Here is a 15,961-nt window from a genome sequence, read left to right on the forward strand (position 1 = left end):
TAACGACTAGACAACAAAAAATAGCTAAGTTAAGGGAGAGAAGAAAATGAAATTGAAAAAAATGTTTGTTGGAGCGGCTTTATTAACAATGGTCTTAGGTGGGTGTAGTAATGGGGGTGCTACAGAAGAAAAGAAAACAGAGGCAAAAGAAAGTAAAAGCTCTGAAGTGGTGATCTATCTTGCACGTCATGGAAAAACGATGTTGAATACGGTAGATCGTTCTCAAGGCTGGATCGATGCGCCATTAACACTTGCTGGAGTTGAAGTTGCAGAAGATTTGGGCAAAGGACTGTCTGATGTAACCTTCGATAAAGTTGTTACTAGTGACAGTGGACGTGCGATTGAAACAGCTGAGTTGGTCTTGAAAAATAATGGACAAGAAGAGCTAATCCAAAAAATGACGAAAGACAAACGACTTAGAGAATATAATTTTGGCACCTATGAAGGGTTAATGAACGAAGAGATGCTGAGCGCAGTCGCAAAAGAACAAGGAAAAACCTATGAAGAATACAACGAATGGATGCAGGAAGTTGGTTTTTATAAAGGTATTTTGAGTTTTGCTGATGTGTTATCCGAGTTAGATAAGAAAAATGTTGAAGAAGGTGTCAACTGGCCGGCAGAAGATAGTAAAACCATTGTTGCTCGCTTAACAGCAGGTCTGGATGATATTGTGAAGGATGCAGAAAAAGAAGGCACAAATAATGTCTTAGTCGTGTCACATGGAATGAGTATTATTACATTATTAGGTGAATTAGATGCAAATGCAGACTTGCCAGATGGCGGATTGAAAAATGCGAGTGTGTCAAAAGTAACGTATAAAAATGGAAAATATACGATCGATAGTGTCAATGATCTTTCTTACGTTGAAAAAGGCAAAGAAAGTAAATAAATCCAATTAAATTTACTATTTGTAAATAGAATAGTTCTTTTCTTTCGTTTAGAAGTACGCTAAAATGAAGTGATAATACTTTAAAAGAGAACGATAATGAAGGAGAATTTAAATGGAAAATTTACCAAGTTGCCCTGAATGCGGCTCAACATACACTTACGAGGATCGAGGTCTGATGATCTGCCCTGAATGCGCACATGAATGGTCACCAACAGATACAGCAGAAGATACAGCTGCTGTGATCAAAGATTCAAATGGCAACGTGTTAGCTGATGGTGATAATGTAACAGTTATCAAAGATCTAAAAGTCAAAGGGGCAAGTGGGGCGATCAAGCAAGGCACGAAAGTGAAAGGCATTCGTTTAGTGGTTGATGCGGCAGATGGCCATAATATTGATTGTAAAGTTGAAGGATTTGGTCCGATGAAATTGAAATCTGAGTTTGTGAAGAAGAATTAGAGGATAAATAATCAAGCAGTTTATCATTGTCGAGTGTTAAGAGTTTATCTCTGGCACTCGTTTTTTGTTTGAACTAATCAGGTAGATTTCTCTACAAAATTGCTTTGTTTTATGCTATAATAAGCTCGTAAAGAGGATATGCGCTAACATACCCTCTTCGACAGAGCCGTTTAAGACGGTAACTAGTTTAGATTATTTTTTTAAGAATAACCGTTGCCAGTCAAAGCTGACGGTTATTTTTTGTCTTTAAGCAATTCCACAATCAGTTTGATCAAGGCGATGGTAAACATACCAAAGCTTAAAATCAGCTGAATTGCTTCCAATGCGGACAAAAGGCATTCTCCTTTTGCTGAGAAACACAGTGAATGGTTTTATGAACTGATGTTGAACAGTACAAGGCGACTATTAGGAGCGTTGCCTCTTCTGTAATTTCAGTACTCACTTTCATAAGCACCACCACCTTTCAGAAGTCGCCACCGTCATAACTTCTCTGTTCTTTTATTATATCATAATAAACATTAATAACGTATGTTTATTTCAGTCTTTTTGTCGTTATTTTGTTATATAGAAATCGACTGTTTTTCAGTAATAACACAAATCTGTTTCTCTAAAATGTTCAGCATGCTTTCCACTTCTTTAAAATAGCTGTGATAAATTTTCCCACAAGCATAATATTCACGAATGATTTTCTTTTTGTTCACAGGTATATTTTGGTCACTGAAAAAATCATTCAATAATAACAACGGTTTTTCCCAAGATTGCATTCTTTCTAAGACCTCTTTTACATCTAAAATATCCTGATAAGGAACTGCTTTAATACACTTTACTGATTTTTCCATAAAAATCTTCCTTTCTTTCGTTCAAAATAATGGGTGAAACGATACAAAAAAACGATACAAGCAGCGTACAACTACCAATATCGTTTCCAAAGCGAGAGAAGTTTAGCTAAACGACCGAAAAATAACAATCACGTCTAGAAATTCAGACAAAAATTCGGTACAATAAAGAAGCTAGAACTTCGGAACTAGCAAGGGCAACTTGTATAGATAGTGTGTGCTGTCTATGCAGGGCTTTATCACTCGGTTGGCGCCAAGTGATAAAGTGCCTATTTTTTTCTGTTTTATGCTTGTACAACGTGTAAACGATTCACCTCCCTGGTAAAACTAGCAGAATAGAAAAAACGGTATCAGCTTTCACTAATACCGTTGACAATAGTCCAACAAATAAACCTGTCTTTTATATCTAAAAAGAAGTTAGATACAACAAAACAAGCGAGTTTGTTTCTCGCACTATTGGCAGTTTGTTCCGGCAGTGTGTGCTGTCATTACAATACTTTTGTACATTTGATTGGCGGTCAAATGGAAAAGTGCCAATGATTATTTAATTATCGTTTAAACTAGGAAAAGTTTCCTTCGTTTCATTTCTATTCTACAACTTAAGTATACCGAATTGAATACGCCGGTTCAACGGGAACAGAAGAAATTTTTTGAACTTTATTTTCATGAAAAATTGTAAATAGTGCGTAATTAATAGGTAACAAATAGGAGAAAGTGAGCGCGTATTGTTTTTTGTCTTTTTTACCCCTTTTCGCAAGTGTTAAGATCTATTGATTTTCATACCGCGTCCAACCCCACCATTTTGGAACTAACTCTTCAAGTCTAACCGTTTCTCGTGTCTGGTAATCGACCATGATCTCGGTATCTTTATTTTTAGGAGAAAATTGGAGTAATAGTTCTCTACAACCACCACAAGGCATTCCACCTAAACCTTCAGGAGCATCACTACGAAATGTAATGCTGCGTTTAATGACTGTTTGACCGCTATTCATGTACATATTTAATGCGGCTGTCCGCTCAGCACATAAATCCATAACACCACCACAACTTTCAATACAAAAGCCAGTATAAATTTCACCGTTTTCACTTTCTAATGCGCAAACAACATGATGCGCATAAATAAAAGGTGTAACTTCTGTGGGATAATACTCTTTTTGGGCTTTTTCATACAACGTTTCCCAGATATCCATAAATTTATCTCCATTCGCTTATTGATAGTATTCATTATAACAAGAGGATATCCCAAAGAATAGCTATTCTTAATAAGTAAAAACGCTAGAAAGAAGTCTTGCATTCTTTCCAGCGCTTTGTGTCCCTATTTAGAATCTTCCCGAAAAGATTGCACTCTTTTCACCCCACGCCAAAGATTGAGAACGGCTAACACGCCACCTAAAATCAGCGGAATCCACAATAATTCTGGCGAGTAACTTAGCTTATTTAGTTGCTCTGTAGAATGATTATCTTCCAACGTCCACAATCCTTGCAACACTTGAAAACTAAAGGCCATCATAAAGGTTGCAATTAGTAAAAGAACGAATCCGATATAGTGCAGTTTGCTTTTTTTTCTAATAATAGCAAATACAATGTATAAAAAAAGTAAAAAGATAGGAACGCCAAAAGCAAAGTATGGATTTAACATAAAAAAGCCTCCGTATGTAAAAACTGATTACACGCTGCATAGCAAAATGCAGCATGTAGTAAATGATCTAAAAGCCTACAAATCAATCATACTGCAATTTTTTTGATTTGCAAAATATATTTACTGTGTCAAATGACTATTCTTCTTTTTTCTACTACACTAAATAAGAGGAAGAAGTTCCTGTTTGTTTCATAAGTCATTAGAAAAAACGTGTCGTCTATTTTATAAAAAGAGAGAAAATCACTAAGCATCATGGGTTTTTATGGTATAATGCATGAGGACTTAGACAACAAGGATAGAAAGCGGTGAGAAAATGAGTTCATTTAAACAATTTCAATTCAATGATTTTATTATGGAAGCATTAGCAGATAAAGGGTTTGAGCAGCCAACAGAAGTGCAAGAAAAACTGATTCCTGTGATTAAAAAAGGCAAAAGCGTCATCGGTCAATCTCAAACAGGTAGCGGGAAGACACACACGTTTTTACTGCCATTGATGAATAAAATAAAGCCTGAGCTTGATGAAGTTCAAATAGTGATTACGGCACCCAGCCGAGAGTTGGCCAATCAAATTTATCAAGAAGCGATCCAAATCGGTAAATTTAGTCAACCGGAAATTCGTGTAACAAATTTTGTCGGTGGAACAGATAAACAGCGCCAACTGGCTAAATTGAAAAATCAACAGCCTCATGTGGTGATCGGAACACCAGGTAGAATCTTGGATCTGATCAACGAACAGGCATTAAAAGCACATACAGCATCTGCCTTTGTAGTTGATGAAGCAGATATGACATTAGATATGGGCTTTTTAGAAGAAGTCGATCAAATTGCTGGACGTTTGCCGGATAAGCTGCAAATGATGGTCTTTTCAGCAACGATTCCTGAAAAGCTGAAACCATTCCTTAAAAAATATATGGAAAATCCTGTTGTTGAGCATATTCAGCCGAAAAATATTATTTCGGAAACGATTGATAACTGGTTGATTTCAACAAAAGGAAAAGACAAAAATCGTCTGATTTATCAATTATTAACGATTGGACATCCTTATTTAGCTATTGTTTTTGCTAATACGAAACAACGTGTTGACGAAATCACTGAATATTTGAAGGATCAAGGCTTGAAAGTAGCGAAAATCCATGGCGATATTTCTCCGAGAGAGCGTAAACGAGTGATGCGTCAAGTACAGGATCTTGAATTTCAATATGTCGTGGCAACGGACTTAGCTGCCCGTGGGATTGATATCGAAGGTGTGTCACATGTAATCAATGCTGAGGTACCAAGCGATTTGGACTTTTTCATTCATCGTGTGGGACGAACAGGAAGAAATGGGTTAGATGGGACAGCGATCACGCTTTATTCACCTGCTGATGAAGAAGCGATTTCAGAAGTAGAGCAACTTGGGATCGAATTTCATCCTAAGGAAATCAAAGACGGTGAAATCGTTGAAACGTATGATCGTAATCGTAGAACCAAGCGTGAAAAAACAAAGGATTCATTAGATGATCCAACCTTGATCGGTTTAGTCAAAAAGAAAAAGAAAAAAATTAAACCGGGCTATAAGAAAAAAATCGATCGTGCTATTTCTGCCAGCAATAAACAAAAACGCAAAGTTGAACGTCGTCAGCAAACAAGAACGGCAAAAAAATCTAAAAAGAATAGTTATAAATAAATGAAAAGAGATAATGGCAGTTGCTGCTGTTATCTTTTTTCATTTTGTATCAATGTATGATTTTTCTTAATCAATAGATCATTCAATGGTATACTTGTACGTAACAAGCTGAGTTCAACCGACAAGGAGTGGTTATTTTGGAGCTATTTGAACAAATCGAATGGGCAAACTGGAAAAAATTGACCGATACAGAAAAAGCAGCGTGTCTCCAGCAATTATTAATGTATTTTATTCCTCCAAAAATAGATATTACGATGATCGAATTAGTTGATTTTGAACTTTACGGGATTAAATGTCGCACGTTTGAGCTAGAGCTAGATGGGGAATTATTTGTCTTTATTCCTAAAAATAGTGAAGCAATCTTAGGCTGGGATTTAGGGGCGGAAGGGCTTCGTCCTCATGAGTTGCTAGATTTTGACGTGAATAGTCTTGAGCAGACAACCTTTAAAACAACGTTGACAAATGAAGCAATGGAGCCTGCTGATCAGTGGCTTGAACCAGAAACACGCTATGATTTACAAACGTTAGAAGGTATTTCAAATTATATCAACGATCATACGACGCCTTTAAGAAAAGCAGAGATTCCTGCCATGTTCGTTCAAAAATATGCGTTGCCGGCAGGGACAGAATTTTTAGGAATTGTTGATACAATCACTGGTGCTTTTGAAGGGGAAGCCGAGAAATTTACTTCCTATGAAACCGAGATTTGTGCGCACTTGTTCCCGAAACTGACAGAACAAGAAAGCTTAACTTGGACTTTTCCAACGACTGTTTTAGAGGAAAATCGCTTTTACTTAGAATTCATCGCTGATGCAGAATGTTACTTTGTTTATAGCCACCAAACTTATACACATAGAGAATTGAAAGCGGCATTGTGGAAACAAGGATTTGATCTTTTGACTGAGGATCAGTGGGAGTTTGCTGTAGGCGCGGGAACTAGAAGACTGTTTCGCTGGGGAAATGAACTATTGCTGCAAAATAATGAATCCGGCAGACAGATCAAAGAAAAGATGACCGGCTCAAATATGTTTGGTTTAGTTGTGGATACGCAGAGAAATCGTTATGAACTAACACAAGATCCAGCTATTTCAAAACTAAGCTGTCAGGAACGAAAAAAAGAGCACTTGATCGAACAGATGCTGTCGTTGTCGACGTATTATTGTTCCAATCATAAGATTTTGCCGGAACAACTATTGGCACCAGAAACCTATCTATATCGAAAAAGTATCAAGATTGATTTGTAGGCTGAAAGGTGGAAGGCGTTCAAGCAGTGCTTGTTGAAGACGGCAGACCTTTTAGGGCAACTCTCTTTAGCCGAAACATAGCGATAGAGCAGAATAATTCAGGATAGTTATTGACAAAATCATTGAAACTCCTTATAATTTCAAGTGTCTAAAAGAATGGATTGACTGATGATGTGAGGAAATAGAGACATTTCTCTTGGCTGAAAAGAAATGCTCACATGTGTTGATTTGCTCTCTTTTATAAACAGTGTTGGAAACAATACCGCAGATCCTGCGTTAAAGGATACTTAAGAGGTAATGAAATGGTCAAGCGACTTCATTGCAAACAAGGTGGTACCGCGAGTGTTCGTCCTTGTATTGTAATGAAGAGCGCTTTTTTTATTGCGTCAACCGTCAAAAATACAACCAAACCAAGAAAGAGGTTATTCAAAAATGAAAGAACTATCAAGCAGTCAAGTGCGTCAAATGTATTTAGATTTTTTCAAATCAAAAGGACATTCCATTGAGCCTAGTGCATCACTAGTACCTGTGAATGATCCAACTTTATTATGGATCAACTCTGGTGTAGCGACATTGAAAAAATATTTTGATGGGTCAGTTGTGCCGGAAAATCCAAGAATTACCAATGCACAAAAATCAATTCGTACCAATGATATCGAAAATGTCGGGAAAACAGCCCGCCACCATACAATGTTTGAAATGTTAGGAAATTTTTCGATCGGTGATTATTTTAAAAAAGAAGCGATTCACTGGGCCTGGGAATTTTTGACAGCACCTGAATGGATGGCGTTTGACCCTGAAAAATTATACGTGACGGTTTATCCTAAAGATACAGAAGCAAAACGTATCTGGAATGAAGAAGTTGGTCTATCTATGGATCACATCATTGATATCGAGGATAATTTCTGGGATATCGGCGCGGGTCCTTGTGGTCCTGACTCTGAAATCTTCTATGATCGTGGAGAAAGCTTCAATGATGTAGCCGAAGATGATCCTGAAAATTATCCTGGTGGAGAAAATGAGCGCTACTTAGAAATCTGGAATTTGGTTTTCTCTGAATTTAACCACCAAGCAGATGATTCTTATGAACCATTACCGCATAAAAACATTGATACGGGCATGGGGCTTGAACGGATGGTATCGATCGTACAAAATGCACCGACGAACTTTGAAACAGATTTATTTATGCCGATCATTCATGCCGTTGAAAAACTAAGCGGACAAGTAACGTATGGTCAATCAGCGCAAACAGATATTTCCTTTAAAGTGATTGCCGACCATATTCGTGCCTTGTCATTTGCCATTGGTGATGGAGCACTTCCGTCGAATGAAGGTCGTGGCTATGTGCTACGTCGTTTACTGCGTAGAGCGGTTATGCATGGGAAAAAATTAGGGATCAATGAAGCGTTCCTATACAAACTAGTTCCTGTCGTTGGTGAAGTGATGGTCAGCTATTATCCAGAAGTACTGCAACAAAAAGAATTTATCGAAAAAGTGGTGCGTACGGAAGAAGAGCGTTTCCACGAAACCATCAACGAAGGGTTAGACATTTTAAATGAACTATTAGCAAAAGTAAAAGAGGCTAATGAAGATACGTTGAACGGAAAAGACATCTTCAAATTATATGATACGTATGGTTTCCCTGTTGAATTAACAGAAGAGGTTGCAGAAGATGAAGGCTTGAAAGTCGATCATGCTGGCTTTGAAAAAGAAATGGAAGCGCAACGTGAGCGTGCTCGTTCTGCGCGTAGTAAGGAAACATCAATGGGAGTACAATCTGCTGTTTTAACTGATATCAAAGTTGAAAGTACTTTTGTTGGTTATACTGAATTACAAGCAACTAGTCAATTATTGGTGATCCTAAAAGAAGAAGATATCGTAAATGAGCTTTCACAAGGCAGTGCACAATTAATTTTTGCACAGACACCATTCTATGCTGAAATGGGTGGACAAGTTGCCGATAAAGGAACGATCAAGGATCAAAACGGCACGATCGTCGCTCACGTAGAAAATGTGTTAAAAGCACCAAACGGCCAATTCTTACACACGGTTCAGGTTACAGGGACCTTAAAAGAGGGAGCAACTTATGACCTGCATGTAGATGAAAAAATGCGTAACCGCATCTTAAAAAATCACACAGCAACCCACTTATTGCACCGTGCCTTGAAAGATATTTTAGGAGATCATGCAAATCAAGCGGGATCATTAGTAGCACCAGGACATTTACGCTTTGACTTTACCCATTTTGGTCAAGTGACGCCTGAAGAATTAGTTCAGATGGAAACGATCGTTAACGAAAAAATCTGGGAAGCTATTCCAGTAGAAACGATTGAAACAGATATTGATACAGCTAAAAATATGGGCGCAATGGCTCTATTTGGTGAAAAATATGGAAAAGAAGTCCGCGTGGTAAATATTGGCGGCTATTCCATCGAACTTTGTGGTGGAACACACGTGTCCAATACAGAAGACATCGGTATTTTCAAAATCGTTTCTGAATCAGGGATCGGTGCAGGTGTGCGTCGAATCGAAGCGGTGACTAGCAAAGAAGCGTATGAACTAATGAATGAAGAAGAAAAACAATTAAAAACGATTGCCGGAATCGTTAAATCACCACAATTAAAAGAAGTTGTGTCTAAAACAGAACAATTGCAACAACAACTACGTGACTTACAAAAAGAAAACGAACAACTTGCTGGTAAATTAGCAAATCAACAAGCTGGAGATATTTTCAAAGACGTTAAGGAAGTTGCTGGAACGACCTATATTGCTGCACAAGTAAACGTAAAAGATATGAATCAATTACGCCAATTAGCAGATCAATGGAAACAAAAAGAATTATCAGATGTGCTAGTATTGGCAACTGCTCAAGAGGATAAAGTCAGCTTATTGGCAGCCATGACTAAAACAGCAAATGAAAAAGGCTTAAAAGCTGGTGACTTGATCAAAGCAATCGCTCCTAAAGTCGGCGGAGGCGGAGGCGGTCGTCCAGATATGGCTCAAGCGGGCGGAAAAAATCCAGCTGGTATTGCAGATGCTTTGAATGGAGTAGTAAGCTGGCTAGAAAAATAGTCGCAAAAATAGCGCTAGTATTTAAAAATTAAGCTAGTCTGATCAAATCGTTTTCACATAGAAAGTAGTAGATAAAAGTATGCTTTACTTTTATTTGCTGCTTTCTTTTTTTATATTCTAGAAGTCTATCCCTTTCTTTTTTTTCATTTTGTTGTTAGATTTAAATTAGTGATACTCATTTTTACTTAATGGAAAAGTTGTTGAAACGAACAATTAAGTATCAGTTTCAGAAACAGTTGACCTTTTTCAATATAGAAAAAGGCGCAATTTTTCGACTGTTTTAAAATTTTCTTTGAGAGAGTGAGGCTGAGGCATATGAACAGTAAAAAAAATCCAGCACTATCTTTTGAAACGGGTGAGAATTTTAATAGCCATGATTATCTTGGCTGCCATGCGGAAAACCGTAATGGAAAAGAAGGATTCGTTTTTAGAGTTTGGGCACCGCAAGCTCAGAAAATTTGGCTCGTAGGTGATTTCAATGACTGGAAACAAACACTGCCGCTGACAAGAACAGAGCAGCCAGCTATTTGGGAGATTTTTAGTGAAACGCCTAAGCAGGGCGATTTTTACAAATATTTAGTACAGCAAGCAGACGGAAGGCATGTGTATAAAATCGATCCTTTTGCTAGAGCGTTTGAATCACGGCCAAATAGTGCAGCGATTGTTCAGTCACATCCGAAGAAACGCTGGAAGGATAGTGTTTGGCGAAAGAATCAAGCGCGTTCTAACTTTTTAGAGCGACCACTGACTATTTATGAAGTTCACGCAGGTTCTTGGCGCTCAGAAGCTGATGGTACACCATTTACATTTGCGCAGCTCAAAGAGACGTTGATCCCTTATGTCAAAAAAATGGGCTATACCCATATTGAATTTATGCCGCTGATGGAACATCCTTTAGGGGCATCTTGGGGGTATCAGCTGACCGGGTATTTTGCGTTAAGTTCTTCTTATGGAACGGTGGCAGAATTTCAAGATTTTGTAGAAGCCTGTCATTTAAATGATCTTGGCGTAGTGATCGACTGGGTTCCAGGGCATTTTTGTATCAACGATGATGGTTTAGCGTATTTTGACGGTACGCCACAATTTGAATACAGTGAACAGGCGCAGGCTCAAAATAGCCGCTGGGGCGCGTTGAATTTTGATCTAGCCAAGCCTCAAGTTCAAAGCTTTTTAATTTCCAGTGCACTTTATTGGATCGAGACCTTTCATATTGATGGGATTCGTGTTGATGCAGTTTCTAACATGATCTATTTTGACTATGAAGAAATGCCACCTGAACTAGCTGAAACAGAAGCAAACCGTAATTGGGCTGGGATTTATTTTTTACAAAAGCTGAATGCTGTCGTGAAGCAAACACACCCACACGTCATGATGATTGCCGAGGAAAGCTCTTCAGAAACGCCAATAACAGGCAGTATTGCTAGTGGTGCGTTGGGTTTTGATTATAAGTGGAATTTGGGCTGGATGAATGACACGCTTTGTTTTTACGAAATGGATGCTGCTTTTCGGAAATATAATTTTCATTTGATCACATTTTCTTTCACGTATATGTATAAAGAGAGGTATATCCTGCCGTTGTCTCATGATGAGGTTGTGCATGGAAAAAGAAGTTTGATGCACAAAATGTGGGGCGACCGCTATAAGCAATTTGCTCAACTTAGAAATTTATATGTGTACCAAATGACGTTCCCAGGGAAAAAGCTATTGTTTATGGGCAGTGAATGGGGACAATTTCTCGAATGGAAGCATGAGCAACAATTGGAATGGATCGATTTAAAGGATGAATTGAATCGCAGTATGCAGCACTTTACAGAAGTTTTAAATCAATTTTACAAAAAAGAAAAAGCCTTGTGGGAGCTGGAGCATACAAATGATACACTTCAAATGATCGATGCCGACAATCAAGAAGCCACTGTCCTAAGCTTTATCCGAAAAGGAAAACAGGAAAAAGATTTTCTGATCATTGTATTGAATTTTTCGCCCGTTGAAAGAAAGGACTTCGTTATTGGTGTTCCTTTTGCAGGCAGCTATGAAGAAATACTCAATACTGAGATGAAAGAATTCGGTGGGACTTGGACGCAGTTAAATCAAGACTGCCAAACAGAACAGAAAAAAGTCAAGAATTTCAATTATCGAATCCGAACGATCGTTCCTTCCTTAGGAGCGATTATTCTCAAACCAAAGGAAATCGAGAGTAAAAAAGGGTAGACATGTTTAGGAAAATTATTCATAAAAACAAGGTTTTTCGAAAGGAGGCAGGGTGATTTTCACCCGAAATAGATGAGTACAGAAATGCTTGCTATGATTTTAGCTGGAGGGCAAGGAACACGTTTAGGGAAATTAACGAAAAATATTGCCAAACCAGCAGTCCCATTTGGCGGAAGATATCGTATTATTGATTTTACACTTAGTAATTGCGTCAATTCAGGAATCAAGAAAGTCGGCGTTGTGACGCAATATCAACCGCTGGCCTTAAATAATCATATTGGAAATGGCTCTAGCTGGGGATTAGACGGCATCGATTCTGGTGTGACGATTTTACATCCGTATTCTAGTTCTGATGGAGAAAAATGGTTTGAAGGAACCGCTCATGCGATTTATCAAAATATTTCTTATATTGATCAAATCGATCCACAGTATGTGCTGGTTTTATCCGGTGACCATATTTATAAAATGAATTATGAAACAATGCTGGAAGAACACATTGCCAATGCCGCTTCTTTGACGGTTGGCGTGATCGAAGTTCCACTAAAAGACGCTTCTCGTTTTGGTATCATGAATACAGACGAAAATGACCGTATCATCGAGTTCGATGAAAAGCCGGCTGAGCCGAAGAGTAACTTGGCTTCAATGGGAATTTATATTTTCAACTGGGGACGATTAAGAAGTACTTTGCTGAATAGTTACTCGGAAGACGATCAGCTGCTTGATTTTGGAAAACATGTGATTCCTTCTTACTTAGAAGCTGGTGAAAACGTATATGCTTACCGTTTCGATGGGTACTGGAAAGATGTTGGTACGATCGATTCCTTATGGGAAGCAAGTATGGAATTTATCCACTTGGATGGTGTGTTGAAGATGCGGGATAAAAATTGGCGGATGTTTTCAAAAAATACGATTTCGCCTCCTCATTTTATTGCTGAAAACGCAGCGGTTGAAAACTCACTGATCGTGGACGGCTGTTATGTTGGCGGGAAAATAAAGAATAGTATTCTTTCAACGGACGTTCAAGTTAAAAGCGGAACAACGATAGAAAACAGTGTTATCATGCCAAGGGCGACGATCGGTAGAAATGTTTATATCAAAAATGCTATTGTTGGGGAAAATGCCATTATCGGTGATGGCGCAGTGATATATAACGAAAATGAGATCGAAGTGGTTGGTTATGCTGAAGTGATAGGAGGAAAACGTGATGAAGACCAATAGTATGTGTGCTGTGTTAGGAAATATATCACGATTTGAAGGATTGTGGCCTTTGACAGAAAATCGTCCATTGGACACATTGCCTTTTGACTGCAAATACCGCTTGATCGATTTTCCACTTTCTAGCATCGCTAATGCCAATATTCACTCTCTGTTTATGGTATTTAATGAAGGAGAAACACGTTCTGTTTTTGATCATATTGGTGGCGGCAAAGAATGGAATCTAGACTCTGTGCAAAACCGGTATTTTGTGTATTTCTACCAAGATTTCTTAAAGCAAAGAGCGCAAGGACTGCCTTTTTTTGCATCGATGATCGATTATCTTGAAAAAGCTGAATCAGAATATACAGTCTTTTTAGGTAGTAACAGACTGTGTACGATCGACCTTAAACAGGTACTAAAAAAGCATAAGCAAAAACAAAATAAGCTTACCGTCGTTTATAAAAAAATGCCTAGAAATAAAATCTCATTAGATGCTTCGATTGTTAAACTGAATCAATCTGACGAAGCGCTTAGTGTCAATCACTTAGAGGAAGAAGTGCAGGAAGAAGAGCTGGTTAATCTTTGTATGGACATGTATATTGTGCAGACAGACTGGCTGATCAAACAGCTTGAACAAAATCAAAATAATGACAGTTCACCAAGTATTTACACATTTCTTCAGCATAAAATCTCTGAAGAAAAAGCGACAGCCTATGAATATACTGGTTATTTAAGTGATATATATGATGTTGAATCATATTTTCAAGCGAATATGGATATGCTGGATCCAGAAAAATTTAGAGCATTATTGTATTCCAATAAAAAAGTTTATACAAAGCTGAAAAATGAAGTGCCAACTTATTATTCCAAAGAATCAAAGGTGAAAAACAGTCAATGTGCGACAGGGTGTATCATTGAAGGCAGCTTGGAAAACTGTTTAGTATCAAGACGTGCGGTCATTAAAAAAGGAGCCGAGATCAAACGCTCAATCATTATGGCAAATGCTACAATTTTAGAAGATGTTCAAATTGAGTACGCTATACTTGATAAGAATGTCACGATCGAAGCAGGTGTGAAAATTATTGGTACGAAGGAACATCCGGTGATCATTCAAAAAAATCAAGTTGTAACATCAGATATTTTAGGGGGGGAAAATGGATGAAGGTCTTGTTTGCATCGGCAGAATGTGTTCCGTTCTTCAAGACGGGCGGATTAGGTGATGTAGCTGGTGCATTACCGAAAGAATTAGCGCAACGAGGTGTTGAACTATCCGTTGTGCTTCCCTTCTTCACAAAAATACCAATTGCCTTTCAAGAACAATGTGAAGAATATTGTGATTTTTACGTAGATGTTGGTTGGAGGCATCAATATTGCGGGATTAAACGTTTGGTTCTGAAAGGTGTTACTTATTATTTTATTGATAATCAGTACTATTTTGATCGTGATAATCTTTATGGTTATGAAGACGATAGCGAACGGTTTGCTTTTTTCTCTTTGGCGATCATTGAAATGCTGGAAAAAATTGATTGGCTACCTGATGTGATCCACGTTAATGATTTTCATAGTGCGATGGTTCCCTTTTTATTAAAAGAAAAATACCAGCAAGTGAACGCCTATCGTTCAATTAAAACGATTTTGACCATTCACAATATTGAATTCCAAGGTGCGTATGACAAAAATGTTCTGCCGGATTTCTTTGATATCGGTCTGGAACGCTTTGATGATGGGTCGATACGTTTAGGTGATTCAATCAATTATTTGAAGGCTGGTATTGTTTATGCTGATCGTGTCAATACGGTGAGTCCGACATATGCCAATGAGATTCAAACGCCGGAATTTGGTTTTGGACTGGATGAGATTTTGCGCTTAGAACAGGAGAAGTTGAGTGGGATTTTGAATGGAATCGATGTAGAATTATATGATCCGCAAACGGACGAACAGATTCCGATGAACTTTTCTGTACATGATTTGTCCGGAAAAATGCAAGATAAACAAGTGCTTCAAGAAAAAATGAATTTGCCGATTCGACAGGATATTCCGCTAATCGGAGTGGTTAGTCGACTGACTGTCCAAAAAGGATTTCGCTTATTACTAGATGAGCTAACGAATATTCTGGAAAATGAAGTACAAATCGTATTGCTAGGAACTGGAGATCCAGAAATAGAAGAGTCTTTTCGTCAATTTTCCAACCGTTACCCAGATCAGTTTCGTGCAAATATCCTATTCGATGTATCATTGGCACAATTAATCTATGCGGGTGCAGATCTATTTTTGATGCCATCAGCAGCTGAACCTTGTGGCCTGTCGCAAATGATCGCCATGCGTTATGGAGCAGTGCCGATTGTGCATGGCGTCGGCGGATTGAAAGATACGGTTTTACCTTTTGATCCAGAGACAAAGGCAGGAACAGGTTTTGTCTTTTCAGCATTTACTTCAGATGCTTTGTTGTCTACGATTTCAAGAGCGATCACTATGTATCAAAGCGAGCGAGTAATCTGGACAGACGTGATGAATCAAGGAATGACGAAAGATTTCAGTTGGGAAAAATCAGCTAAAATCTATTTAGAGCTGTATAAGCGAGCGCTGGACTAATGAGTATGTTGTTGACGAGATAAAAAATGCAAGGTATACTCTTAGTGAGAAATGAATAGTCAAAGAAAGCCATAGAGGTGTTTTTGTGAGTGTAAGTGTCTAACTTAAGGAAATGAATAGCTGAAGAATTATTACCCATTTTATGATGGTTTCTTTAGCCT

13 protein-coding genes are annotated in these 15,961 nt (G+C 38.1%); 9 read left to right on the forward strand and 4 right to left on the reverse strand.

Features of this window, described 5'->3' with window-relative positions; all coding sequences use genetic code 11:
• Nucleotides 1–46 precede the first annotated feature (46 nt).
• Nucleotides 47–889, forward strand: a complete 843-nt coding sequence (locus tag BCR25_RS01995) for a histidine phosphatase family protein (RefSeq protein WP_069661923.1) — start codon at nt 47–49, stop codon at nt 887–889.
• A gap of 112 nt (nt 890–1,001) precedes the next feature.
• On the forward strand, nt 1,002–1,346 hold the full coding sequence (locus BCR25_RS02000; protein ID WP_069661924.1) for a zinc ribbon domain-containing protein YjdM: 345 nt from the start codon (nt 1,002–1,004) through the stop codon (nt 1,344–1,346).
• 233 nt (nt 1,347–1,579) lie between these two features.
• On the opposite strand, the gene BCR25_RS02005 is transcribed toward BCR25_RS02000, so the two are convergent.
• The 4 genes from BCR25_RS02005 to BCR25_RS02020 all read right to left on the reverse strand — a co-directional run bounded on the left by BCR25_RS02005 (nt 1,580) and on the right by BCR25_RS02020 (nt 3,821).
• Nucleotides 1,580–1,708, reverse strand: a complete 129-nt coding sequence (locus BCR25_RS02005) for a putative holin-like toxin (protein ID WP_069661925.1) — start codon at nt 1,706–1,708, stop codon at nt 1,580–1,582.
• Nucleotides 1,709–1,906: 198 nt separating this feature from the next.
• Complete coding sequence (locus BCR25_RS02010; RefSeq protein ID WP_069661926.1) at nt 1,907–2,185, reverse strand: hypothetical protein; 279 nt, start codon at nt 2,183–2,185, stop codon at nt 1,907–1,909.
• A 764-nt stretch (nt 2,186–2,949) separates the two neighbouring features.
• On the reverse strand, nt 2,950–3,372 hold the full coding sequence (locus tag BCR25_RS02015) for a cytidine deaminase family protein (RefSeq protein ID WP_069661927.1): 423 nt from the start codon (nt 3,370–3,372) through the stop codon (nt 2,950–2,952).
• A 125-nt stretch (nt 3,373–3,497) separates the two neighbouring features.
• A complete protein-coding gene (locus BCR25_RS02020; protein ID WP_069661928.1) occupies nt 3,498–3,821 on the reverse strand; it encodes a hypothetical protein in 324 nt (107 codons plus the stop codon).
• 313 nt (nt 3,822–4,134) lie between these two features.
• Here BCR25_RS02020 and BCR25_RS02025 point away from each other — a divergent pair, with 313 nt between their 5' ends.
• From BCR25_RS02025 to glgA, 7 genes are all read left to right on the forward strand, one after another.
• The gene (locus BCR25_RS02025) at nt 4,135–5,487 is read left to right on the forward strand and encodes a DEAD/DEAH box helicase (protein ID WP_069661929.1); all 1,353 of its coding nucleotides are present in this window, start codon (nt 4,135–4,137) and stop codon (nt 5,485–5,487) included.
• 128 nt (nt 5,488–5,615) lie between these two features.
• The gene (locus tag BCR25_RS02030) at nt 5,616–6,731 is read left to right on the forward strand and encodes a DUF7278 family profilin-like fold-containing protein (RefSeq protein ID WP_249023533.1); all 1,116 of its coding nucleotides are present in this window, start codon (nt 5,616–5,618) and stop codon (nt 6,729–6,731) included.
• 432 nt (nt 6,732–7,163) lie between these two features.
• Complete coding sequence (alaS, locus tag BCR25_RS02035; protein ID WP_069661931.1) at nt 7,164–9,803, forward strand: alanine--tRNA ligase; 2,640 nt, start codon at nt 7,164–7,166, stop codon at nt 9,801–9,803.
• 315 nt (nt 9,804–10,118) lie between these two features.
• The gene (glgB, locus tag BCR25_RS02040; RefSeq protein WP_069661932.1) at nt 10,119–12,011 is read left to right on the forward strand and encodes a 1,4-alpha-glucan branching protein GlgB; all 1,893 of its coding nucleotides are present in this window, start codon (nt 10,119–10,121) and stop codon (nt 12,009–12,011) included.
• Between the two features lie 72 nt (nt 12,012–12,083).
• Nucleotides 12,084–13,229: a glucose-1-phosphate adenylyltransferase gene (locus BCR25_RS02045; RefSeq protein ID WP_069661933.1), complete on the forward strand. Its 1,146-nt coding sequence runs from the start codon at nt 12,084–12,086 to the stop codon at nt 13,227–13,229.
• A complete protein-coding gene (gene glgD, locus BCR25_RS02050) occupies nt 13,216–14,370 on the forward strand; it encodes a glucose-1-phosphate adenylyltransferase subunit GlgD (protein ID WP_069661934.1) in 1,155 nt (384 codons plus the stop codon). Before BCR25_RS02045 ends, glgD begins: the two co-directional genes overlap by 14 nt.
• Entirely contained in the window at nt 14,367–15,800 is a 1,434-nt protein-coding gene (gene glgA / locus BCR25_RS02055) for a glycogen synthase GlgA (RefSeq protein WP_069661935.1), read from the forward strand. Before glgD ends, glgA begins: the two co-directional genes overlap by 4 nt.
• Nucleotides 15,801–15,961: the final 161 nt, after the last annotated feature.

Origin of the sequence: Enterococcus termitis (genome assembly GCF_001730305.1) — a bacterium.
In the GTDB taxonomy this organism is placed as follows: Bacteria; Bacillota; Bacilli; order Lactobacillales; family Enterococcaceae; genus Enterococcus_L; species Enterococcus_L termitis.